The 22,330-nt window shown below is 73.7% G+C and carries 19 protein-coding genes and 1 riboswitch; of the genes, 3 read left to right on the forward strand and 16 right to left on the reverse strand.

Annotation, left to right across the window (positions count from 1 at the left end; genetic code table 11):
* Window positions 1–32: 32 nt before the first annotated feature.
* From NQU55_RS21035 to ribD, 13 genes are all read right to left on the reverse strand, one after another.
* Window positions 33–2,441 carry a tetratricopeptide repeat protein gene (locus NQU55_RS21035; protein WP_256790952.1) on the reverse strand — a complete coding sequence of 803 codons (2,409 nt, stop codon included), beginning with the start codon at window positions 2,439–2,441 and terminating at the stop codon, window positions 33–35.
* Window positions 2,438–3,346 (reverse strand): S1 family serine peptidase, encoded by a 909-nt coding sequence (locus NQU55_RS21040; RefSeq protein WP_168093072.1) that lies wholly within the window; start codon window positions 3,344–3,346, stop codon window positions 2,438–2,440. Before NQU55_RS21040 ends, NQU55_RS21035 begins: the two co-directional genes overlap by 4 nt.
* 10 nt (window positions 3,347–3,356) lie before the next feature.
* Complete coding sequence (locus tag NQU55_RS21045) at window positions 3,357–3,662, reverse strand: CU044_2847 family protein (RefSeq protein ID WP_168093073.1); 306 nt, start codon at window positions 3,660–3,662, stop codon at window positions 3,357–3,359.
* Window positions 3,663–3,810: 148 nt separating this feature from the next.
* Complete coding sequence (locus tag NQU55_RS21050; protein ID WP_168093074.1) at window positions 3,811–4,920, reverse strand: hemolysin family protein; 1,110 nt, start codon at window positions 4,918–4,920, stop codon at window positions 3,811–3,813.
* The gene (locus NQU55_RS21055) at window positions 4,917–6,254 is read right to left on the reverse strand and encodes a hemolysin family protein (protein ID WP_206329360.1); all 1,338 of its coding nucleotides are present in this window, start codon (window positions 6,252–6,254) and stop codon (window positions 4,917–4,919) included. Before NQU55_RS21055 ends, NQU55_RS21050 begins: the two co-directional genes overlap by 4 nt.
* Window positions 6,255–6,483: 229 nt before the next feature.
* A complete protein-coding gene (locus NQU55_RS21060; protein WP_256790953.1) occupies window positions 6,484–6,948 on the reverse strand; it encodes a PH domain-containing protein in 465 nt (154 codons plus the stop codon).
* A gap of 41 nt (window positions 6,949–6,989) precedes the next feature.
* Window positions 6,990–7,838 carry an ATP phosphoribosyltransferase gene (hisG, locus tag NQU55_RS21065; RefSeq protein WP_168093075.1) on the reverse strand — a complete coding sequence of 283 codons (849 nt, stop codon included), beginning with the start codon at window positions 7,836–7,838 and terminating at the stop codon, window positions 6,990–6,992.
* 82 nt (window positions 7,839–7,920) lie between these two features.
* Entirely contained in the window at window positions 7,921–8,190 is a 270-nt protein-coding gene (locus NQU55_RS21070) for a phosphoribosyl-ATP diphosphatase (RefSeq protein ID WP_058047755.1), read from the reverse strand.
* Between the two features lie 34 nt (window positions 8,191–8,224).
* Window positions 8,225–8,710 (reverse strand): 6,7-dimethyl-8-ribityllumazine synthase, encoded by a 486-nt coding sequence (gene ribH / locus NQU55_RS21075; protein WP_168093076.1) that lies wholly within the window; start codon window positions 8,708–8,710, stop codon window positions 8,225–8,227.
* Between the two features lie 63 nt (window positions 8,711–8,773).
* Window positions 8,774–10,060, reverse strand: a complete 1,287-nt coding sequence (locus tag NQU55_RS21080) for a bifunctional 3,4-dihydroxy-2-butanone-4-phosphate synthase/GTP cyclohydrolase II (protein WP_168093077.1) — start codon at window positions 10,058–10,060, stop codon at window positions 8,774–8,776.
* Window positions 10,057–10,710 carry a nicotinamide mononucleotide transporter family protein gene (locus NQU55_RS21085; protein ID WP_168093078.1) on the reverse strand — a complete coding sequence of 218 codons (654 nt, stop codon included), beginning with the start codon at window positions 10,708–10,710 and terminating at the stop codon, window positions 10,057–10,059. Before NQU55_RS21085 ends, NQU55_RS21080 begins: the two co-directional genes overlap by 4 nt.
* A complete protein-coding gene (locus NQU55_RS21090; RefSeq protein ID WP_168093079.1) occupies window positions 10,707–11,324 on the reverse strand; it encodes a riboflavin synthase in 618 nt (205 codons plus the stop codon). The genes NQU55_RS21085 and NQU55_RS21090 overlap by 4 nt, the downstream gene beginning before the upstream one ends.
* Window positions 11,325–11,326: 2 nt before the next feature.
* A complete protein-coding gene (gene ribD / locus NQU55_RS21095) occupies window positions 11,327–12,424 on the reverse strand; it encodes a bifunctional diaminohydroxyphosphoribosylaminopyrimidine deaminase/5-amino-6-(5-phosphoribosylamino)uracil reductase RibD (RefSeq protein WP_168093083.1) in 1,098 nt (365 codons plus the stop codon).
* A gap of 191 nt (window positions 12,425–12,615) precedes the next feature.
* A riboswitch (FMN riboswitch) is annotated at window positions 12,616–12,746 on the reverse strand.
* A 443-nt stretch (window positions 12,747–13,189) separates the two neighbouring features.
* Between ribD and NQU55_RS21100 the strand changes: the two genes are divergently transcribed.
* On the forward strand, window positions 13,190–15,508 hold the full coding sequence (locus NQU55_RS21100; protein ID WP_372504760.1) for a chitinase C-terminal domain-containing protein: 2,319 nt from the start codon (window positions 13,190–13,192) through the stop codon (window positions 15,506–15,508).
* Window positions 15,509–15,583: 75 nt separating this feature from the next.
* A complete protein-coding gene (locus tag NQU55_RS21105) occupies window positions 15,584–16,819 on the forward strand; it encodes an MFS transporter (RefSeq protein WP_256790955.1) in 1,236 nt (411 codons plus the stop codon).
* 143 nt (window positions 16,820–16,962) lie between these two features.
* On the opposite strand, the gene NQU55_RS21110 is transcribed toward NQU55_RS21105, so the two are convergent.
* A complete protein-coding gene (locus tag NQU55_RS21110) occupies window positions 16,963–17,433 on the reverse strand; it encodes a hypothetical protein (protein WP_256790956.1) in 471 nt (156 codons plus the stop codon).
* Window positions 17,434–17,716: 283 nt separating this feature from the next.
* Here NQU55_RS21110 and NQU55_RS21115 point away from each other — a divergent pair, with 283 nt between their 5' ends.
* Entirely contained in the window at window positions 17,717–19,141 is a 1,425-nt protein-coding gene (locus NQU55_RS21115; RefSeq protein ID WP_256790957.1) for a uracil-xanthine permease family protein, read from the forward strand.
* A gap of 58 nt (window positions 19,142–19,199) precedes the next feature.
* Here the strand turns inward: NQU55_RS21115 and NQU55_RS21120 are convergent, their stop codons facing one another.
* Window positions 19,200–21,122 carry an AAA family ATPase gene (locus NQU55_RS21120; protein ID WP_256790958.1) on the reverse strand — a complete coding sequence of 641 codons (1,923 nt, stop codon included), beginning with the start codon at window positions 21,120–21,122 and terminating at the stop codon, window positions 19,200–19,202.
* 471 nt (window positions 21,123–21,593) lie between these two features.
* On the reverse strand, window positions 21,594–22,223 hold the full coding sequence (locus NQU55_RS21125) for a uridine kinase family protein (protein ID WP_372504759.1): 630 nt from the start codon (window positions 22,221–22,223) through the stop codon (window positions 21,594–21,596).
* Between the last annotated feature and the right edge of the window lie 107 nt (window positions 22,224–22,330).

The raw sequence follows: 22,330 nt of genomic DNA on the forward strand, positions 1-22,330 counted from the left end.
GCGTGGTCGGCGGCGAGCGGCCTCGTGCCCCGTCAACGCCGAGCGCGCGGGCGGCGGCGCGCGGCCGCCACCCGGCGGAAGAGCGCGGTCGCCTCGGCCGTACGGCCCAGCTGTTCGAGGCAGTGCGCCTCGTCGTCAAGGCTCGCGAGGGTGTCGCCGTGCGAGGGCCCGAGCACGCGCTCCCGGCCCCGCGCCACCTGCCGGTACGCGACGAGCGCTTCCTCCCAGCGGCCCAGCCACCCCAGGGCGACGGCCACTTCGCGGCGGCTGACGAGCGCGTCGGGATGCTCGGGACCGAGCACGTGTTCCCGCAGCTCGCACACCAGCCGGGCCTCCGCCAGGGCCTCCTCCCAGCGGCCGAGCCGGCCGAGGTTGACGCCCCGCCCGTGCCGGGCCCGCAGGGTCTCCGGAGCCTCCGGACCCTCGACGCGCTCACGGTCCGCGACGAGCGCGTCGTAGACCTCAAGGGCCTCCGCACTCCGCCCCAGGCGCCCGAGGCAGATACCCGTCTCGTAGCGCGCGGCGAGGGTGTCGGGGTGGTCGGGGCCCAGGGTCCGGCTCCGGGCTTCGGCCACACTGCGGTACGCCGTGAGGGCCTCTCCCCACAGCCCGAGCCGGCCGAGCATGTAGGCGACCTCGTACCGCGTGGTCAGGGTGTCGGGGTGCTCGGCGCCCAGCGCGCGCGCCCGGTCGGCCGCCACCTCGCGCGCCATGGGGTAGGCCTCCTCCCAGCGTCCCAGCCGCCCGAGGGCGAACGCGAGGTTGTGCCGGCAGCGCAGCGTGTCCGGATGCTCCGGGCCCGTCGTGCGCTCCCGGACGCCCAGGACCTCGGAGTAGAGCTGGAAGGCCTCGAAGTGCCGCCCCAGCCGGCCCAGGACGTAGGCCGTCTCCTGGCGGGCGGCGAGCGTGTCCGGATGCTCGGGGCCGAGCACCCGGGCGCGGGCACCAGCGACCTGCCCGAAGAACCCCAGCGCGTCGGCGTGACGGCCCAGCCCGGACAGCGCGAAGGCGATCTCGTACCGACTCGCCAGGGTCTCGGGGTGCTCCGGCCCGAGCACGCGCTCGCGGGCCGCCGCCACCTGCCGGTGCGCCCTGAGCGCCTGGCTCCAGTTGCCCTGCCGGCTGTGGGAGAGCGCGAGTTCGTGACTCTCCTGCAGAAGCCCGAGTAACTCCAGCGAGGCGGAGGCGGGATGAGGCAGCGGACCGGACTTCAGCACCCGGGAGGCCACGTCCGGCGACACGAGCTCCTCGCGGGGGTGCCACTCGTCGCCCACGGCCGTACGCACCAGGACGAGTTGGCTGCCGTAGCCGATCGCCGCCCCGTCCGTGCCCCGCATCCGGCGGCACGCCTTCAGCGTGCCCTTCACCAGCAGCGCCATGGGGTGCTCCGCCCCGAAGCCGGCCGTGGCGATGCGGTCGGCCTCGTCGAGGGCCTCCTCCGCGTACGCCATGCGACCGGGCGACTCCATGGCCCGCGCGAGGTCGAGTTCGGCGCACGCGTGGTTCGTCCGTGCGGTGATGGTGAGGGGGTGGAGGTCGCCGAAGCAGTCCGCGGCCTGTTCCGCCGCCTCCTCCAGCGCCCGGACGGCGCGCTGCAGGCGCGGCAGATCGTCCGCCCGCCGCACGGTCTCGTACTCCGCGCAGGCCAGGTCGGCCACGACGGTCACGGTCTGCGGGTGACGGGCGCCCAGCTCGGCGGCCGCCCGGGCCGCGACGGTGGCCAGCACGTCGGTGACCTGCGCCATGCGCTCGTGGGCGCGCAGCGACCGCGCCCATTCGAACTCCACCGCCGCCCGGAAGGCGAGCGCCGAGACGTCCGCGGACCGCTGCGGCTCCGGCGCGCCCAGCGCCTGCCGGTCGGCTTCGCGCACGTCGGCGGCCACCTCGCCGAGCTGCACGGGGTCGTTGCTCCAGCGCGCGAGCGCCAGGTCGACCGAGGAGAGGAGGAGGCGCACGTGACGCTCGTCGCCCCCGTCGAGCGCGAGGCGCGCGAGCCCCACCACGAGCTCGGCCCTCTCGAAGTCGCCGGCGCGCGCGTGGACGGCGGCCAGATTGGCGAACGTCTCGGCCCGTACGTGCTGTTCGGCCTCGTGTTCCCGCGCGGCTTCCAGCGTGCTGCGCGCCTCTTCCAGCTCTCCGAGGTCGACCATCCTCGCCGCCAGCTTGTTCAGCGCCGCGGCCTTGGCGGAGCTGTCGAGGGCGGCGGAGTGCGGCACGGCGACGGACCCGGAGCGCAGGATCACCAGAGCCGTCTTGCACCGGCCCAGGGCGTGCAGGAGCGTCGCCAGGTAGCAGACGTCCTCGACGGCGCCGGGGCGCCCCGCCACCACGGCGCGCCGCGCGGCTCCGGCGGTCACGGTGAGCGCCGCCGCCCCTGCCGCGCTCCCGCTGGTCACCGCCTCCTCCGCCCGCCCGACGGCCTCCCGCAGTTCGTCCGTCACGACGCCTCGCCCCCCAGCGCCAGGTCGACGACGTTCTTGGCGATGTGCACCTGCAGCCCGGCCACCTGCCCCGGGTCGATGAGGCCCCGTTCCGACCACTCCTTGAGCGCACTCAGCAGCGCCTCGCCCTTGGCCACGGCCATGTCGACGGAGAGGGGAGCGGAATTGTCTCCAGGAGGGTCGTCCACCGGGACCGGCGCCGCGGCCGGCGGAGGAACCGCGGCCCCTCTCGTAGCGGACTGCTCCTCGTGCCGCCCCGCCGGTTCGGCCGTGCTCGCGGGCGGCTCCAGCGCCCGCAGCAGGTGGTCCGTCCGGAAGTGGGGGAAGCGGCTCATCACCTCCCGCAGCGGTACGGCGAACAGCACGTTCGCCGCCCGGTCGGGTGCCTGCCGGTCCGGGTACTGCTCGATCAGGACGCCCAGCAGGGCCGCCCCCCGCTCCGCCGTGGTCACGCGCTCGACCGGCCCGCCCGAGTAGCCCGAGTAGTCGCCGAGCGCCTGTTCCGCCACGAGTTGCATGGCCTGGACGCGCCCTCCGCCCACGCACGTGTAGTCGACGGCGTCCGCGTCGACGCGGCCGCCCAGGTGGGGGTCGCTGAGGGAGGGCCGGTGCAGGCCGCGCCAGCGGTCGCCGCGGCGGGGGAGGTCCCCGACGGGCAGGGTCAGCGGTACCAGTTCCGGTTCGAGGACCTCGATCAGGGCGAGGTCGGCCTCTTCGACGCGCCGGCAGACGCGCCCGCCGACCGCGGTGCCGTCGCCGAGGTGCACGCTGACGAGCTCCTCGTCACCGGCCAGGTACCGCAGGCAGTGGTCGGCCGTCAGGACGAAGCACCGCGTGAGCAGGAGCCCCGCGCCCAGGGGCCTGTCCGCCTGGTAGAGGTCGACCGCGTAGCCGGATCCGGGCACCGCGGGCCCCTCAGGCGCGTTCCACCGTGAGCGTGACTTCGAAGGAGGCCTCCGCGGACGCCTTCGAGAGGATCACCCCGGCTTCGGCCGCGAGCGTCACCCCGAAGGTGACCTGCAGGCTGCCGACGCGCCAGCCGTCACGCTCCGGGATCCGTGCGAGGGCGTCCTGCGCGATCGAGGACGCGGAGGTGATGGCCTGCTCCAGCTCCTCGGAGCGCTCCTCCAGGGAGGCGGTGCGGCGGGTCCGGCTGCTGATCTGCCGGGACCCTTGCGCGTCCAGTTCCACCGTCTCCACGCGGACCAGCGGTACGGACATGGGCAGGCTCCCCCGATTCCTCCATGAGCTTCACCGGCCGTGACGCGGCGGCTCGCTCAGCCTAGCCACGCGGGTCACTCGCGGCAGGGGAATCGGGGGAGTTCCCGTCGGGGAGGACGGACGGGCCGCCCTCCCCGACGGGCCGCCGTCAGCCCGCCAGTGCGCCGCTGCGCTCCCGGGGCTTGCGCGGCACGCGCGGGTCGGCGACCCGGACGGCCGCCGCCGGGACCTCCCGGTGGGAGGGGTCGCGGACCTCGCCCACGAGCTTCTCCAGGACGTCCTCCAGGGCCACCAGGCCCAGCACCCGCCCCGAGGCGTCCGTGACCGCGGCCAGGTGGGCCGCGGCCCTGCGCATCACCGTCAGGGCGTCGTCCAGGGGCAGTTCGGCCCGGAGGGTCTCCACGCGCCGCCACACGTGCTGCGGCACCGCGCGCTCGCGGTCCTCCAGGTCCAGGACGTCCTTGACGTGGAGGTAGCCCATGACGGCGCCGCCGGGGGCGCACACGGGGAAGCGGGAGTAGCCGGTCCGTACCGTCAGCTCCTCGATGCCGCGCGGGGTGACGGACGGGTCGACCGTGACCAGGGCGGCCGGGTCGAGGAGCACGTCGGTGACCGGGCGGCTGCCCAGCCCCAGGGCGTCCTCCAGGCGCTCCTGCTCGGCGGGCTCCAGCAGCCCCGCCTGGCGGGAGTCCTCGACCAGGTGGGTGAGCTGCTCGCTGGTGAACACGGCCTCCACCTCGTCCTTGGGCTCGACGCGGAAGAGCCGCAGCACGCCGTGGGCGCACGCGCCCAGCAGGCGGGTGACCGGCCGGCAGACCCGTGCGAAAGTCACGAGCCCCGGGCCCAGCCACAGCGCCGCCCGGTCGGGCGCCGACATGGCCAGGTTCTTCGGCACCATCTCACCGATCACCAGGTGCAGGAAGATCACCACGGCCAGCGCGATGACGTAGCCCAGCGGGTGGATCAGCCCGGCGGGCACCCGGGCCGCCTCGAAGACGGGCTCCAGGAGCGCGGCCACCGTCGGCTCGGCGACCGCGCCGAGCGTCAGCGAGCAGACGGTGATGCCGAACTGGGCGGCGGCCATCATCTGCGGCAGGCTCTCCAGGCCGGTCAGGACCGTACGGGCCCGTGCCGAACCCTCCGCGGCCTTCGGCTCGATCTGGCTGCGGCGCACGGACACGAGCGCGAACTCGGCGCCCACGAAGAAGCCGTTGGCGAGCACCAGCAGCGCGGCGAAGAGGAGTTGCAGCACGCTCATCGCGCCTCCCCCCTGCCGGCGGCGGTGCGGGCGAACCGGACCCGTTCGGCCCGGTGGTGGGCGACCAGGCGCACCGAGATCCGCCAGCCCGGCAGTTCGGCGGTGTCGCCGGCCGCGGGGATGCGGCCCAGCAGCCCGGCGACGAGCCCGGCGACCGTCTCGTAGGGGCCGTCGGGCGGCTCCAGGCCGATCCGGCGCAGGGCGTCGACGCGGCAGCCGCCGTCGGCCTCCCACCCGGTGCGCCCGTCATCGCAGGCCACGGGGGCCAGTTCGGGCCGGTGGGCGTCCTCGGCGTCGTGCTCGTCGCGGACTTCGCCGACGAGCTCCTCGACGATGTCCTCCAGGGTCACCACGCCCGCCGTACCGCCGTACTCGTCGACGACGACGGCTATCGGCTGCTCGCTGCGCAACTGCTCCAGCAGCGGCTGCACGGGCAGTGTGCCCGGGACGAGCATCGGGGGGACGGCGATGCGCCCGACGGGGGTGCGCAGCCGCTCGTCGGCGGGGACGGCCAGGGCGGCCTTGAGGTGGACCATGCCGGTGATGTCGTCCAGGCGCTCCCGGTAGACGGGGAAGCGCGACAGGCCCGTGGCGCGGGTGAGGTTGAGGACGTCCTCGGCGGTGGCCGAGGACTGCAGGGCGCTGACCTTCACGCGGGGCGTCATCACGTGCTGGGCGGTGAGGTCGCCGAGCGAGAGGGTGCGCACGAACAGGTCGGCGGTGTCCTGCTCCAGGGCGCCGGCGCGGGCCGAGTGCCGGGCCAGGGAGACGAGTTCGCCCGGGGTGCGGGCGGAGGCCAGCTCCTCGGCGGGCTCGATGCCCAGGGCCCGTACGAGCCGGTTGGCGACCGCGTTCAGCAGGGTGATCACGGGCCGGAAGAAGCGGGCGAAGGCGTGCTGCGGGCCGGCGACGAACCGCGCGACCTGCAGGGGCCGGGAGACCGCCCAGTTCTTGGGCACGAGTTCGCCGATGACCATCTGCACGGCCGAGGCCACCAGCATGCCGGTGACGACGGCCACGCCGGGCGCGGCCCCGCCGGGCAGTCCGGTGGCGGCCAGCGGTCCGGTGAGCAGCCGGCCCAGGGCGGGCTCGGCCAGCATGCCGACGACCAACGAGGTGATGGTGATGCCGAGTTGGGTCCCGGAGAGCTGGAAGGAGAGCTCGCGCAGGGAGGCGACGACGGTGCGGGCCCGGCGGTCACCGCCGGCCGCGGCCCGTTCGGCCTCCGGCTTCTCCACGGTCACCAGGCCGAACTCGGCGGCGACGAAGAAGCCGTTCGCCAGGATGAGGAGGAGCGCTGCCGCGAGCAGCAGCAGGGACACGGTGATACTCATGCCGCCGCCTCCGTGGGGTGGGCGGCGGCGCGGGTACTACAGGACGATCCGTCCATTGCCGGAGGGAGTCACTCCTCGGGTCGCAGGTGCCCCGCGGGCCGCGCTGTTCCACGGCCGTTTCCTCGTGCGGGGCGGGGCAGGTGTGTGCCCGTGGCACCAGAGTAATCAAGGAACCGCGGTCACAGGCGGGCCGCCCCGCACGGGGAACGCCCGGGAAACCGGACGTGGATCAGGTGGCGGAGTGCCCCGTGCCGTGCTCCTCCACCAGGGCGCGCAGGGCCCGGGCGTTGGCGACGGCCTGCTCCTTGGCGATGCCGGGCTGGATGCCCATGGCCGCCAGGCTCGTGCCGTCGGCCAGGTCCAGATGGACCCAGGCGTCGCCCGGGCGCAGGGTGACCCGGACGATCTGGGCCCACGCCAGCTGCCGCTTGGTGGTCAGGTTGACCACGGTGACGCCCTCACGGGTGGCGACGACCTTGGGGCGGCTGAGCAGCCCGAGGAAGGCGAAGACGAGCAGGCCGGTGCCGATGAAGGAGGCCCGGTCCGCGGCCGTGGCCGTGTCGAGCAGGAAGGACACCGCCGTGAGGACGGCGAGCAGGGCCGTGCCCAGGCTCATCAGCACGATCCGGGTGAGGGTCGGGCGGAAGGTGACCGGGAGCCCGGGCAGGCCGGACGGGGATGCGGGCGTGGACACGTCGCTGGTGCTCTCGCTGGGTGGGGAAGGGGCCGGGCCGGTCAGAGGCGGCAGGCGTGGATGTTGGTGGTGAGGATGGCGCGGGCGCCCAGCTCGTACAGCTCGTCCATGATGCGCTGGGCGTCGCTGGAGGGGACCATCGAGCGGACCGCGACCCAGCCCTCGTGGTGCAGCGGGGAGACGGTCGGCGACTCCAGGCCGGGGGTCAGGGCGACGGCGCGCTCGACGTGCTCCACCCGGATGTCGTAGTCCATCATCACGTAGCGGCGGGCGACGAGGACGCCCTGCATGCGGCGGAGGAACTGCCGCACCTTGGGATCGTCGGCCGGCGCGCCGGAGCGGCGGATGACGACGGCCTCGGACTTCAGGATCGGCTCGCCGATGATCTCCAGGCCGGCGTTGCGCAGGGTGGTGCCGGTCTCCACCACGTCCGCGATGATCTCGGCGACGCCGAGCTGGATGGCGGTCTCGACCGCGCCGTCGAGGTGGACGACGGCGGCGTCCACGCCGTTGTCGGCGAGGTGCTTGGTGACCAGGCCGGAGAAGGACGTGGCGACGGTCATGCCGCCGAACTCGCTGACGTCCTTGGCCGTGCCCGGCCGGGTGGCGTAGCGGAACGTGGACCCGGCGAAGCCGAGCTGCATGATCTCCTCGGCCTGCGAGCCGGAGTCCAGCAGCAGGTCGCGGCCGGTGATGCCGATGTCGAGCTTGCCGGAGCCCACGTAGACCGCGATGTCGCGCGGGCGCAGGAAGAAGAACTCGACGTCGTTGGCCGAGTCGACGAGGACGAGCTCCCTGCGGTCCTTGCGCTGGCGGTAGCCGGCCTCATGGAGCATCGCCGACGCAGGCTCGGAGAGAGAACCCTTGTTGGGAACGGCGATGCGCAGCATGAGGTCGGTTTCCTTCGTGCGTGGGGATGTGCGGATGTAGGGGAAGAACTGCGGTGGCACCGGCAGGCCGGTGCCGGCCGGATCAGAGGTGGGAGTAGACGTCGTCCAGGGAGATCCCGCGGGCGACCATCATCACCTGAACGTGGTACAGCAGCTGGGAGATCTCCTCGGCGGTGGCGTCGGCGCCCTCGTACTCGGCGGCCATCCACACCTCGGCGGCCTCCTCGACCACCTTCTTGCCGATGGCATGGACGCCCTTGCCCACCAGCTCGGCGGTGCGGGAGGTGGCGGGGTCGCCGTCGGCCTTCTGCTGGAGCTCTGCGAACAGCTCCTCGAACGTCTTCTTGGACATGGTGCGTCCTACCCTACGGGGTCCGCCCCCGCTGTCAGTGCCAGGGCTCGGACACCGAGCGCAGAAGTACCGCCGTGGCGACGGCGGCGGTGACGGCCTCGTGGCCCTTGTCCTCGTTCGAGCCCTCCAGACCGGCCCGGTCCAGGGCCTGCGCGTCGTCGTCACACGTGAGGACGCCGAAGCCGACCGGGACGCCGGTGTCCACCGACACCTGGGTGAGGCCCTGGGTGACGCCCTGGCACACGTAGTCGAAGTGCGGGGTGCCGCCGCGGATGACGACGCCGAGGGCGACGATCGCGTCGTAGCCGCGGCCGGCGAGGACCTTGGCGGCGACGGGCAGCTCCCAGCTGCCGGGCACGCGCAGCACGGTGGGCTCGTCGATGCCGAGGTCGTGCAGCGCGCGCAGGGCGCCGTCGACCAGGCCGTCCATGACCTTCTCGTGCCACTGCGCGGCGATCACCGCCACCCGCAGGTCCTGGCAGTTCTTCACACTCAGCTGGGGGGCGCCCTTGCCGCTCACGTCGTTCTCTTTCCGGTCGGTGTCGTGCTCAGTGGGGGTGGTGCTCGGTCGGTGAGGTGATGATCACTGGTTGCCGCAGGGGGACACGCGCTCGGCGTCCAGCCAGGGCAGGTCGTGGCCCATGCGGTCCCGCTTGGTCCGCAGGTAGTGCAGGTTGTGCTCGCCGGCCTGGACGGGCATGGGCTCGCGGCCGGTGACGCGCAGGCCGTGGCGCACGAGGGCGGCGGTCTTGTCGGGGTTGTTGGTCAGCAGGCGCAGCGAGCGCACGCCGAGGTCGGCGAGGATGCGTGCGCCGGCAGCGTAGTCGCGCGCGTCGGCGGGCAGGCCCAGTTCGAGGTTGGCGTCGAGGGTGTCGCGGCCGTCCTCCTGGAGCTCGTAGGCGCGCAGCTTGGGCAGCAGCCCGATGCCGCGGCCCTCGTGGCCGCGCAGGTAGAGCACGACGCCGCGGCCCTCGCCGGCGATGCGCTCAAGCGAGGCGTGCAGCTGGGGGCCGCAGTCGCAGCGCAGCGACGCGAAGACGTCCCCGGTCAGGCACTCGGAGTGGACGCGCACCAGCACGTCCTCGCCGTCGCCGAGGTCGCCGGCGACCAGCGCGATGTGCTCGACGCCGTCGGCCGCGGAGCGGTAGCCGTAGGCGCGGAAGTCGCCGAAGGCGGTGGGCAGCCGGGTCTCGGCCTCGCGGTGGACGGCGGCCTCCGCCGCCCGGCGGTAGGCGATCAGGTCCTCGATGGAGATGATCGCGAGGCCGTGCTTGCGGGCGAAGGGGATCAGTTCGGGCAGGCGCAGCATCGCGCCGTCCTCGCCGGCGATCTCCACGATCGCGGCGGCCGGGCGCAGGCCCGCGAGCCGGGCGAGGTCGGTGCCGGCCTCGGTGTGGCCGTTGCGGACCAGGACGCCGCCGGGCCTGGCGCGCAGCGGGAAGACGTGGCCGGGCCGGACGAAGTCGCCGGGGACGGCTGCGGGGTCGGCGAGCAGCCGGATGGTGGTGGCCCGGTCCGCGGCGGAGATGCCCGTGTCGGTGCCGTGCGCGCGGGAGGCGTCGACGGAGACGGTGAAGGCCGTGCGCATGGACTCGGTGTTGTCGGCGACCATCTGCGGCAGGTCGAGCCGCGCGACGTCGTCCTCCTCCAGCGGGACGCAGATCAGGCCACGGCACTCGCTCATCATGAAGGCGACGATCTCGGTGGTGACCTTCTCCGCGGCCACGACGAGGTCGCCCTCGTTCTCGCGGCTCTCGTCGTCCACGACGACGACGGGCCGGCCGGCGGCGATGTCGGCGATGGCCCGCTCGACGGAGTCGAGCGCGAACTCGCCGGTCAGAGGCCAGCCCTCGGTCTCCAGGATGGTCATGCTGCTGCTCCTTCCAGTGCGGGCTTCACACTCTCGCGAGAGCGCAGCCACCAGTCGCGCATGCCCCACAGGACCAGGGCGAAGTAGATGACGTAGACGAGGCCGGAGAAGGGGAGGCCGCTGCTGAACGCGAGCGGGACGCCCACGATGTCGACCAGCAGCCAGGCCACCCAGAACTCGACGAGCCCGCGGGCCTGGGCCACCATCGCCGCGAGCGTGCCGACGAAGATGTAGGCGTCGGGCCAGGGGTTCCAGGACAGCTGCGGCACGGCCGTGAACAGGGCGCCGACGGCCAGCGTGCCGAGCGCCGTGCCGGCCAGCAGCACCGTGCGCTCGCGCCAGCCCGCGAAGCGGACGGCGATGGAGCCGTCCTGGGCCTGCTGCTTGCCGCGGTGCCACTGGCGCCAGCCCCACACGGCGACGCCGATCACGAGGAGCTGCTTGCCGATGCCGCCGCTGAGGTGGGCCGAGGCGTACGCGGCGACGAGGATGACGCCGGAGAGGAACTGGACGGGCCAGGTCCATATGGAGCGCCGCCAGCCGAGGGCGAGCGCGGCGAGGCCGATGGTGTTGCCGATCGCGTCGGACCAGATGACGTGCTGCCCGAAGGCGCTGAACGCCTCGCCGTTGAGCCAGTCGAGGGCGCTCATGCGACGCTCTCCCCGGTGTCGCGGGCGGGCGTGCCGAGCAGCCGCTCGACGTACTTGGCGAGGACGTCCACCTCGAGGTTGACCGGGTCGCCGGGCTGCTTGATGCCGAGGGTGGTCAGGTCGAGCGTGGTGGGGATGAGGCTGACGGTGAAGTGCTCGTCGCCCGCCTCGACCACGGTCAGGCTGATGCCGTCGACGGTGATGGAGCCCTTGTCGACGACGTAGCGCGCCAGCCCGGCAGGCAGGCCGATCTTCACGATCTCCCAGTGCTCGCCGGGGGTCCGCTCCAGCACCGTGCCGGTGCCGTCGACGTGGCCCTGGACCAGGTGGCCGCCGAGGCGCCCGCCGAGGGCCATGGGCCGTTCGAGGTTGACACGCGAGCCGGGAACCAGGGCGCCCAGGCTGGAGCGCTTGAGGGACTCGGCCATCACGTCCGCGGTGAACTCGCCGTCGGCGGTCTCCACGACGGTCAGGCACACGCCGTTGACGGCGATGGAGTCGCCGTGCTTGGCGTCCTGGGTGACGATCGGGCCGCGGAGCCGGAAGAGGGAGCTGTCGCCGAGGTTCTCGACGGAGACGACCTCGCCCAGTTCTTCGACGATTCCGGTGAACACTGTCAGTTCTCCTCAGGGGCGGTGGCGGAAGCGGTGGGGACTGCGGTGATCCGCAGGTCGGGACCGAGCCGGGCGACATCGGTCACCTGGAGGCGCAGGGCGTGGGGGATGGTGCCGATGCCGGCGTCGCCGAGGGCGGCCGGCCCGGCGCCGAGCAGGGCGGGGGCCAGATAGCCGACGACGCGGTCGACGGCACCGGCGGCGACGAACGAGCCGGCGAGGGCGGGGCCGCCTTCGAGCAGCACGGAGCGGACGCCGCGCGCGTGGAGCTCGCCGAGCAGGGCGTGCACATCGAGGCCGCCGTGGCCGGCGCCCGCCCCGGCGCGGGGCAGGCGCACGACGTCGGCGCCGGGCAGGTGGGTGGTGTCGGCGTGCTCGCCGACGGCGATCAGGGTCGGTGCCGCGTCGTCCAGGACGCGGGCGCCGGGGGTGACCGAGGCGTGCGTGTCGATGACGACGCGCAGCGGCTGGACGGCGCCTTCGCGGTCCCGCACGGCCAGGTGGGGGTCGTCGGCGCGCAGGGTGCCCGAGCCCACCACGACGGCGTCGGCCTCGGCGCGCAGCCGGTGGACGTCGGCGCGGGAGTCCGCGGAGGTGATCCAGCGGCTGGTGCCGTCGGCGGCGGCGCTGCGCCCGTCGAGCGTGGCGGCGTACTTCCACAGCACGAAGGGGCGCCCGTGGAGCACCGAGGTGAGCCAGGCGGCGTTGCCGGCGGCGGCCTCTTCGGCGAGGAGGCCGCCCTCGGTGTCGACGCCGGCGGCGGCCAGGGTGGCCGCGCCGCCGGTGGCGGCGTCGGTGGGGTCGGCGACGGCGTAGACGACCCGGCCGATGCCGGCGGTGATCAGGGCCTGGGCGCAGGGGCCCGTGCGACCGGTGTGGTTGCAGGGTTCGAGGGTGACGACGGCGGTGGCGCCGCGCACGTCGTGGCCCGCGGCGGAGGCCGCGGCGAGGGCTTCGACCTCGGCGTGCGGGCCGCCGGCGCGGCGGTGCCAGCCCTCGCCGAGGACGGTGCCCCGGGGGCCGAGGATGACGCAGCCGACGACGGGGTTGGGGCTCGTCGCGCCAAGGGCGCGAGCGGCGAGCGCCACGGCGCGTCGCATCGCGTCTGCTTCGGTCGCGGTGGCCACCGGGTCCTCCTGCCTCTTCGGGCACGGACTCCGGGGCTGTCGTACGGGACGACGAAAGAAGCGGGTACGCCGCAACGGGGGACACCACGGCCCTTGCGGGGCCGTGCGGGAAGGGCCGCCCGGTGAGGGCGGGCCACCTGCGACGGTGTGCCGATGCGTACCCGCCGCGCACTGCCTCCCATCCGGACTTTAACCGTCGGTCCAGGAATTTCACCTGGTCAACCGGCCGCTGGCTGCGGACGGGTCGCGGACTGTAACCGCCGGTTCGGACTTTCACCGACCCCGGAGTGCGCTGCGTTTCTGAATTTCAGGTCATGCTACATGCGTACGGCCCGCGGCTTCTCAAAACCGCTGGTCGACGGGATCGAGCGTACGCCGGGCGGCGGCGCGGTGTCCACGGCGATGTGACGCACTGGACACGCCGGGCGGGAAACGGGCGGGAGGGCCGCGGAGGCCCCGGGCGGCGGCCCTGCGGCGGAGCGCCGGGCTCCATATTTCGGGCCCTTCCCGGACTTGGTCCGTACCTATTGACGCACTGGTCTAGTCCTCTTAACCTCTGCCACACCTCCGAGGAGTACGGCCCGCCGGTGGGCGCACACCGGCGGGCCACAGCACGACGCTCACCCCCCGCCCGCCCGGCCGCGCCGGGCACCCCACCTGGAGGACCTGATCGTGTTGTTCCGAGAGAACCGGGAGCGCCGGGAGAGATCCTGTACCGGCCCCCGCGCCCGCCGCGGGATCACCGTCGCCGCCGTCGGCACCGCCCTGGCCGGGCTGCTGATCGGCACGGTCTCGGCGACCACGTCGCACGCCGAGGACCACGCCGCCTGCCGCCCCGACGGCCTCTACACCACCCCCGGGACCGACGTCCCCTACTGCTCCGTCTACGACTCCGCCGGCCGCGAGAAGATGGGCGCCGACCACCAGCGCCGCGTCATCGGCTACTTCACGGGCTGGCGCACCGGCAAGGACGGCACCCCCGCCTACCTCGCCCCCGACATCCCCTGGGACAAGGTCACCCACCTCAACTACGCCTTCGCGCACGTCGGCCCCGACGACAGGATCTCCGTCGGCGCGGACGGCGCGGGCAACCCCGCCACCGGCATGACCTGGCCGGGCGTCCCTGGCGCCGAAATGGACCCGGACCTGCCCTACAAGGGCCACTTCAACCTGCTGAACAAGTACAAGAAGCAGCACCCCCAGGTGAAGACCCTCATCTCGGTCGGCGGCTGGGCCGAGACCGGCGGCTACATCGACGAGAACGGCAAGCGCGTCGACTCCGGCGGCTTCTACAAGACGGCCACCAACGCCGACGGCTCCGTCAACCAGGCCGGGATCGACACCTTCGCCGATTCGGCCGTCTCCTTCGTCAAGAAATACGGATTCAACGGCGTCGACATCGACTACGAATACCCCACGTCGATGAAGGACGCCGGAAACCCCAAGGACTGGGCGCTCGCCAACGCCCGGCGCGGCGGCCTGAACAAGGGCTACGCGGCGCTGATGAAAACGCTCCGCGAAAAGCTCGACCGGGCCGGGGCGGCGGACGGGAAGCACTACCTCCTCTCCGTCGCCGCACCCTCCTCCGGCTACCTGCTGCGCGGCATGGAGACGTACCAGACCACGAAATACCTGGACTACGTCAACGTGATGTCGTACGACCTGCACGGCGCCTGGAACGAATTCGTCGGGCCCAACGCCGCGCTCTACGACGACGGAAAGGACGCCGAACTCGCCAAGTGGGGCGTCTACACCACCGCCCAGTACGGCGGGATCGGCTACCTCAACGGCGACTGGGCCTACCACTACTTCCGCGGATCGATGCCCGCGGGCCGCATCAACCTCGGGCTGCCGTACTACACGCGCGGCTGGAAGAACGTCACCGGCGGCACGAACGGCCTGTGGGGCACGGCGAAGACCACCTCCTGCCCGGCCGGCTCCGGGCTCACCACCTGCGGCGACGGCGCCGTCGGCATCGACAACCTCTGGCACGACAAGGACGACGCCGGCAAGGAGTCCCCGGCCGGCTCCAACCCGATGTGGCACGCCAAGAACCTGGAGAAGGGCGTCGTCGGGGACTACGCCGGGAAGTACGGCTTCCCCGCCGGCACCAAGCTCACCGGCACCTACGCCCGCAACTACGACGCGGGCCTGACCGCGCCGTGGCTGTGGAACGCGGAGAAGAAGGTCTTCCTGTCCACCGAGGACGAGCAGTCGGTGAAGGCCAAGGCCCAGTACGTCGTCGACAAGGGCCTCGGCGGGACCATGGTCTGGGAACTCGCCGGCGACTACGGCTGGAACGCCGCCAAGGGGCAGTACGAACCGGGCACCACCCTCACCACCGCGATGTACGACGCGTTCAAGGCCGCCCCCGCCTACGGCGCCCGCCGCGCGACCACCGAACTGCCCGCCCAGGCCCTCGACGTGGACGTGAGCTTCACGAACTTCCCGCTCGGCGACAGCAACTACCCGATCAACCCGAAGATCCACATCACCAACCGGACCAAGGCCACGCTCCCCGGCGGCACGGAATTCCAGTTCGACTACGCCAATTCCGCGCCCGGCAACGCCAAGGACCAGTCGGGCTGGGGGCTGAAGGTCGTCCGCAGCGACCACACCGCCGGCAACAACATCGGCGGCCTCAAGGGCGACTACAACCGGGTCTCCGTCAAGCTCCCCGCCTCCCAGCCGCTCGCGCCCGGCGCCTCCGCGGACCTCGACTTCGTCTACTACCTTCCGGTGTCGACCCCGTCCAACTGGAGCGTGAGCTTCGGCGGCAGGACCTACGCCCTCGCCGGGGACCACGCCCGCGGCACGACCGTCACCGACCCCGGCGGCCCCACGCCCACCCCGACGGGGACGCCGACCGGCACCCCCACCGGCAAGCCCACCGGCGGCACCTGCACCGCGCCCCAGTGGGACAAGGGGGCCGTCTACAACGGCGGCGCCACCGTCTCCTGGAAGTCCCACTCCTGGAAGGCCCGGTGGTGGACCCAGGGCGACGAGCCCGGCACCACCGGCGAATGGGGGGTGTGGCAGGACGCGGGCGCCTGCTGAGCCCGCACCCCGTCCGCATCCGGGGCCCGTGGCGGGGTCGACCCGCGCGGGCCCCGTCCGGGAGGATGAGGCGCCATGGACGCCGGAGACGGGACCGATGGCCGGACCCTGGGCCGCACCGACGGCCGGCTGCGCCGCGCACGGTTCGCCGTGGCCGCGGTGTTCGCCGTCCACGGCGCGGTCACCGGCGGCTTCGCCACCCGCATCCCCTGGATCCAGAGCCACTTGGACCTCGGCTCCGGCGAGCTGGGCCTCGCGCTCGTCCTCCCCGCCATCGGCTCCTCGTGCGCCATGCCGCTCGCGGGCCGCATCAGCCACCGCTTCGGCTCCCGGGCCGCGCTGCGCGCCCTGATCGCCCTGTGGTGCGCCTCCGTGGCCCTGCCCGCGCTCTCGCCGGGGCTGCTCGCGCTCTGCGGGGCGCTGGCCGTCTACGGGGCGACGTCCGGCATGGCGGACGTCGCCATGAACGCGCTCGGCGTGGAGACCGAGGAGCGGCTGGGCCGTCCGATCATGTCGGGCCTGCACGGGATGTGGAGCGCGGGCGCGCTCGCGGGGTCGGCGGCCGGTGCGGCCGCTGCCCACGCCGGCCTCGACGCCCGGGTCCACCTGGGCGTCGAGGCCGCGGTGCTGGCCGTGCTCGGCGCGGCGGCCTGCCACTGGGTGCTCGACCTGCGCACCGCCGCCCACGAGCACCCGCCGCCCCGGTTCGCCCTGCCGCCCCGGTCGGCGCTCGTCATCGGCGCGGTGGGCTTCTGCGCGGTCTTCGCCGAGGGCGCGAGCCTGGACTGGTCGGCGGTCTACCTCCGGGACGTCATCGGCTCCGGCCCCGGCGTCGCCGCCGCCTGCACCACGGCGTTCTCCTGCACGATGGCCCTCGCCCGGTTCGCCGGGGACCCGGTCGTGGGGCGCTTCGGCCCGGTGCGGACCGTCCGGGCGAGCGGGGTGCTGGCCACGGCCGGCGGGGTGCTGGTGGTGACGGCCTCGGGCGCGGCCTCCGCCATCGCCGGGTTCGCGCTGATCGGCGTGGGCATCGCGGTCGTGGTCCCGCTGGCCTTCGCGGCGGCGGGGCGCAGCGGGCCGGCGCCGAGCCAGTCGATCGCGGGCGTCGCGACGATCACCTACACCTCGGGGCTCGTGGCCCCGGCCGCCATCGGCCAGATCGCGCAGGCCAGTTCGCTGGTGACGTCGTTCGGCCTGGTCACCGTTCTGGCGGCGGGGCTGGTGGCCGGGGCGGGCGTGCTGCGGGCCCGGGATCCGGAGCGCACGGCGGCCGAGGGGAAGGTGCCGGGGGAGCGGTCGCGGGCCGAGTGAGCGATCCGGCCCCGGGGTCCGCAGCCCCGGATCGCGGGGCTGCGGACCCCGGGGCCGGGGAGGGAAATCCCGGACGGGCCGGGCGGCGGACCAATGAGGTCCGTCGCCACGGCCCGCGCCGTGGTGCCGAGGAGCAGGTGTGACTAGAAGATGCCGCCGAGGATGCCCCAGCCGCCGCCCCAGCCGCCCCAGCCACCGTGGTGGTGGCCGCCGCAGCTGCGGTGGCAGTCGTCGTCCCAGCCGCCGTGGCCGCCGCGGTGGTGGCCGCCCCAGCCGCCGCCCCAGCCCCAGTCGTCCCAGCCCCAGCCGTGGTCGCAGTCGTCGTGGTCGCGGTGGTGGCCGCCGCCCCAGCCGCCGTTGTGGTGGCCGCCCCAACCGCCGTGGTCGTGGTGGCCGCCCCAGCCGCCGTTGTGGTGGTCGCGGCCGTGGTCGTGGTCGCGGCCGTGGTCCCGGCCGTGGTCACGTCCGTGGTCGCGGCCGTCACGGTCGTGGTCGTCGTCGTGGAAGGCGACAGCCGGCGTGGCAGGGGCGGCCTGGGCCACTCCGGCGGCCGGAACGATGGCGACTGCGGCGATGATGGCAGCGGCCGCGGCGCGGCCGGCGAGCTTACGCATGTGTTTTCTCCTGAGTTGCAGGAATCGGACAATGGCACCGATACCGTGCGTAGGGCGGAGAACAGCATGGGAGGACGGTCATACAGTCCTACGGGCGACTGATTGCGCCGGTTGCAGCAAGTTCCCGCGGCCGCGGACGGGTCGTGGGGCCGGCGGACGGGTCGCGGGGCCGGCGGACGGGCCGGGGGAGCGGCGGGTGGGGCCGGGTGGCCCGGAGCACCGTCCGGCCCGGCTTAGCATGAACCGGATCATCACCCCCCTCACATGACCTTCGGGAGCTTCCATGGGCCTCGGCGTGCGCTGGACCCTGCACGGTGACGGGCGCACCCCCGCCCCTGGGGCCGTCGTCCGGCCCGACGAGCGGCTCTCGTGGCCGCGGACCGCCGGCCTCGGCGCGCAGCACGTGGTCGCCATGTTCGGCGCGTCCTTCGTGGCCCCGGTCCTCATGGGCCTGGACCCCAACCTCGCGATCATGATGTCGGGCGTCGCCACCATCCTGTTCCTCCTCGCGACGCGCGGCCGCGTGCCCAGCTACCTGGGGTGCAGCCTGTCCTTCGTCGGCGTCGCCGCGATCATCCGCGCGCAGGGCGGCGGCAGTGCGGCCGTCACCGGTGCGATCTTCGTGGTGGGTGCGGCGCTCCTGCTGAGCGGCCTGGTCGTACAGAAGTTCGGCGCGAAGATCATCCACGCGGCGATGCCGCCGGTGGTCACCGGCGCCGTGGTCATGCTGATCGGCTTCAACCTGGCGCCGGTCACGGCCCGCACGTACTGGCCGCAGGACCAGTGGACGGCGCTGCTGACCATGCTCTTCACCGGCCTCGCCGTGGTGTGCCTGCGCGGCTTCTGGTCGCGCGTCGCGATCTTCCTCGGCCTGGTCTTCGGCTACGGGATCTCGTGGCTCTTCGACCGCCTCTTCGGCAAGATCCACTCGGTGAACGGCGGCCCCGAGGCCGTCGACCACTGGCGCCTGGACCTGTCCGGGGTCTCCAAGGCCGACTGGATCGGCCTGCCGTCGCTGCACGCCCCGAGCTTCGGCTGGTCCGCGGCCCTGGTGGCGCTGCCGGTCGTCATCGCGCTGATCGCCGAGAACGCCGGCCACGTCAAGGCCGTCGGCGAGATGACCGGCGACCGGCTGGACGACCAGCTGGGCACCGCGATCTCCGCGGACGGCGTGGCGACGATGCTCTCCACCGCCGTCGGCGGCCCCGCCAACACCACGTACTCCGAGAACATCGGCGTGATGGCGGCCACCCGCGTCTACTCCACCGCCGCCTACTGGGCCGCGGCCGGCTTCGCCCTCCTCTTCGGCGTCTGCCCGAAGTTCGGCGCCGTCGTCGCCGCGATCCCCGGCGGAGTGCTGGGCGGCATCACCGTCATCCTCTACGGCATGATCGGCCTGCTCGGCGCGCAGATCTGGGTCCACAACAAGGTCGACCTGCGCAACCCGCTGAACCTGGTGCCCGTCGCCGCGGGCGTCATCATCGGCATCGGCGGCGTCAGCCTGAAGATCAGCGAGAACTTCGAGCTCAGCGGCATCGCCCTGGGCACCATCGTGGTCCTCTCCGGCTACCACGTCCTGCGCGCCCTGGCCCCGGCCCACCTCAAGACGCAGGAGCCCCTGCTGGACGAGGGGACGAGCAGCTACGACGACCAGGCGGAGTCCGCTGCCGCTGGGGAGAAGGACGCCGGGCAGAAGAACGCGGGGTAAGGCGGTCCGGTGCCGCGGTCCGGTGCCGCGGTCCGGTGCCCCGGGGCGGCCGGAGCCGTTACGGCGCCGGGTCCTGCGGATCGCGGGACCCGTCCCGCCGGGCGCCCCAGCCGGGCCCCGACAGCACCTCCCCGTAGGCCTGCATCAGGTCCGGCAGGCGCAGCGTGGCCAGGTCGTCGCGGGTCGGGGTGCCCGGGTAGCCGGACAGCCGCAGATCGCGGTACGCGCAGCTCTTCTCGTACAGGGTGCGCAGGAAGCGGCCGTTGCCCAGCTCGTCGATCCAGCCCTGGGCGACGACGTGCGCGCTGATGCTGCGCAGCTCCTCCAGGGCCTCCTCGTCCCAGCCGTCGCCGTTCTCGGAGGCCAGCACCTCGCCGATGCTGGTGAGTTCGGAGGGGCGGTAGCTGGGGAAGTCGACGCGTGTGGTGAAGCGGGAGCCGAGGCCGGGGTTCGTGGCCAGCAGCCGGTCCATGCCCTCGGGGTACCCGGCGAGGATCACCACGAGCCGGTCCCGGTTGTCCTCCGCGCGTTTGAGCAGCACCTGCAGGGCCTCGTCCCCGTAGGCGTCGCCCTTGGAATAGCCGGAGTTGGAGAGGCTGTACGCCTCGTCCACGAAGAGCACCCCGCCGAGCGCGGAGTCGATCAGCTCGTTGGCCTTCACGGCCGTCTGCCCCAGGAACTCGCCGACCAGGTCGGCGCGCTGGGCCTCGACCAGGTGGTCGCCGCCGAGCAGCCCGAGGGCGTAGAAGACCCGGCCGAGGATCCGGGCGACGGTGGTCTTTCCGGTGCCCGAGGGCCCGGAGAAGACGAAGTGGCGCTTGGGGGGCTGCACCGGCAGCCCCTGACCGGCCCGCAGCCGGGCCATGTGCAGCTGGGCGGAGAGCGCCCGCACCTGCCGCTTGACGGGCTCCAGGCCGACCATCCGCTCCAGCTCCGCGAGGGCCTTGGCCAGCAGGACCGGGTCGGACGGGCCCGGCGCCGGCTTGCCGGCCTGCTGGGCGGGAACGCGGGCCTTGCGGCGCACGTCGTCGGGCCCGGCGTCCGTCTGCAGGGTGCCGGCGGGCTCCGGGTCCGTCCCCGTCAGCACGTCCCGCCCGTCGAGGGTGTCCGGGGCGGCGGCGGGCGCGTCGGCGGAGGCGGCGGGCGGGACCGGCCCGGCCGGCTCCTCGCCGGGACCGCCGAGCGGCACCGGGGCGAGGTCCAGGCCGTCGTCGAGGCCGTCGCCGTCGGCGATGGCGGTGAGCCGGGCCGAGGTGTCCATGAAGGACGGGTCGACGCGGTGCACGGCCCGGTACAGGGGGAGCGCGGCGGCGCTGCGGCCGGTGCCCTCGTGGGCGCGCGCGAGCCAGTAGCGCAGCTCCTTGCGCTGGGGCTGCTCGCTGCGGCAGCGCATCAGCGCCGAGGCCAGCAGCGGCTCGGCCTGCCCGTACATCTCCAGCCGCACCCGCGCCATGCCGCCGAACAGCCCGGCCTCGATGCCGAGCAGGGGATCGTCCAGCAGCGGCTCGGTGTGCCGGACGAGCTGCTCCCAGTCCTTGACGAGGTAGGCGCGGCAGGCGTGCAGGAAGCGGGCCTGGGGGTCGGTCTCGACGGGCGGGCAGCCGGCCAGGGCCCGGTCCAGCTCGGGGACGTGCCGGCCGTCGAGCCAGTGCGAGGCGTGCGCGAGCAGCAGGTCCCGGCCGGTCTCCAGCACCGGCTGGACCCACCAGCCCAGCCAGTACCAGGAATTGAGGGTGCGCCGGTGGCGCGTGCGCTGCTCGCCGAACCGGTCCCGGTGGCGGTACATGCGCAGCAGCGCGGTGGTGGTGTCCGCACGCAGCGCGTGCAGGCCCAGCCACGCGTCGGCCATGCCGGGGTCCACCCGGACCGCCGCCCGGAACTCCTCCTCGGCCTGTGCGTACGCGCCCATGGTGTAGGCGTCGACGGCGCGCAGCCAGGCGAGATCGGCCGGGGCGGGTGGGCCCTGCATGCCGAAATCCATCACGTCCCCCACAAACCGTGCCCCCGTAGCGTGCTGCCCGGCGAGTGCCAGGCGCGCCTTGCCGAACCGCTGTGCTGTGGACGGGAGTTGACCAGTGTGTGCCGGTGCACCCGCCGATAGGGGCACCGAGTCGCATCGTACCTGCGCCGTTGGCCCGGGCCGAAGGGTGCCGCACTGCCCTTCACGGCGGAAAAGCGATCCCCGGCGGCCCGTGGACCGCTCCGGGAGATGGTCACCCAGGGTGAGGGAGGCGGCGGGGCAAAGTGCCCAAAAGGAGAATTCCGAGTGGTACGAAGCCCCCGATCACGGGGGAACAACCGGGGGCTTCGCGTCCGCGGGCGGCCTCGACCGGCCGCACAATGAGAACGTAAGTCCTGTACGCCCCGTCGGTCAAGCGGAGTTGGCGCAGTCGGCGGGGATCGGACCGCGAGACCCGGCGGACCGCACGGCGCCGCTCACGGAGTGTGACGGTCAGGTTCGTCCGTGCGGGGTTGTGGTCGTTTTGTGCGGTCCCGGCAGCACCTCGTACCCCCCTTCGCGCTGAAGAATCAGCAGTTCTGCGTACGGGCGCGTCGGGTCGGCGGCGAAATGGCCGCGCTCCGCCCGCATCCAGCCGTCCCAGAAATCGGACAGCTCTGCGCCGTCACGGAGTTGACCCCTTTCCCAGGAGTGCTCATGCGGCAACTCCATCCACAGCAGACACGCGAGGTGGGGCCGCAGCGCGCGGCGCCCCGCGCCGACGCCCTCCACCAGCACCACCGGCTCCGGCCCGATCTCCCGCTCCGGCGGGGCGAACCGGCGGGTCACCCAGTCGTAGGCGCGGAAGCGGGCGGTCTCTCCGCGGCCGAGGGGATCGAGCACCTGCTCGCGCAGCCGCCCGGTCCACTCGAACAGCTCCTCGTGGGTCGCGAGATCATCCAGATGCAGTACGGGCGCGCCGCCGAGCGCCGCCGCGAGCCGCCCGCTGAAGGTGGTCTTCCCGGACCCCGCGTGCCCGTCGACGGCCACCAGGCGGACGGGGCCGAGGGATGGCGGCTGCGCCAGCAGCCAGGGGGCGAGGTCGTCGAAGGAGGCCGGGCCGTTGCGGAGTGGAGCATTCACCGGGCCAGCCTAGGGGGAGGGCGGGGTGGATCACTCGATGGTGGGGGCGGGTGGAGCGAGGTTGACGGCCGGGGGGTGTCGGGGACGGGCGGGGGCGGCGGCGTCGG

Origin of the sequence: Streptomyces telluris (assembly GCF_024519335.1) — a bacterium.
GTDB lineage: Bacteria > Actinomycetota > Actinomycetes > Streptomycetales > Streptomycetaceae > Streptomyces > Streptomyces telluris.

Bases quoted from the DNA above. Each gene is read 5' to 3' on its own strand.
- NQU55_RS21045 (WP_168093073.1), bottom strand. From the start codon at position 3,662: ATGTCCGTACCGCTGGTCCGCGTGGAGACGGTGGAACTGGACGCGCAA.
- NQU55_RS21050 (WP_168093074.1), bottom strand. From the start codon at position 4,920: ATGAGCGTGCTGCAACTCCTCTTCGCCGCGCTGCTGGTGCTCGCCAAC.
- NQU55_RS21055 (WP_206329360.1), bottom strand. From the start codon at position 6,254: ATGAGTATCACCGTGTCCCTGCTGCTGCTCGCGGCAGCGCTCCTCCTC.
- hisG (WP_168093075.1), bottom strand. From the start codon at position 7,838: ATGCTGCGCATCGCCGTTCCCAACAAGGGTTCTCTCTCCGAGCCTGCG.
- NQU55_RS21070 (WP_058047755.1), bottom strand. From the start codon at position 8,190: ATGTCCAAGAAGACGTTCGAGGAGCTGTTCGCAGAGCTCCAGCAGAAG.
- NQU55_RS21080 (WP_168093077.1), bottom strand. From the start codon at position 10,060: ATGACCATCCTGGAGACCGAGGGCTGGCCTCTGACCGGCGAGTTCGCG.
- NQU55_RS21085 (WP_168093078.1), bottom strand. From the start codon at position 10,710: ATGAGCGCCCTCGACTGGCTCAACGGCGAGGCGTTCAGCGCCTTCGGG.
- ribD (WP_168093083.1), bottom strand. From the start codon at position 12,424: ATGCGACGCGCCGTGGCGCTCGCCGCTCGCGCCCTTGGCGCGACGAGC.
- NQU55_RS21105 (WP_256790955.1), top strand. From the start codon at position 15,584: ATGGACGCCGGAGACGGGACCGATGGCCGGACCCTGGGCCGCACCGAC.
- NQU55_RS21110 (WP_256790956.1), bottom strand. From the start codon at position 17,433: ATGCGTAAGCTCGCCGGCCGCGCCGCGGCCGCTGCCATCATCGCCGCA.
- NQU55_RS21115 (WP_256790957.1), top strand. From the start codon at position 17,717: ATGGGCCTCGGCGTGCGCTGGACCCTGCACGGTGACGGGCGCACCCCC.
- NQU55_RS21120 (WP_256790958.1), bottom strand. From the start codon at position 21,122: ATGGATTTCGGCATGCAGGGCCCACCCGCCCCGGCCGATCTCGCCTGG.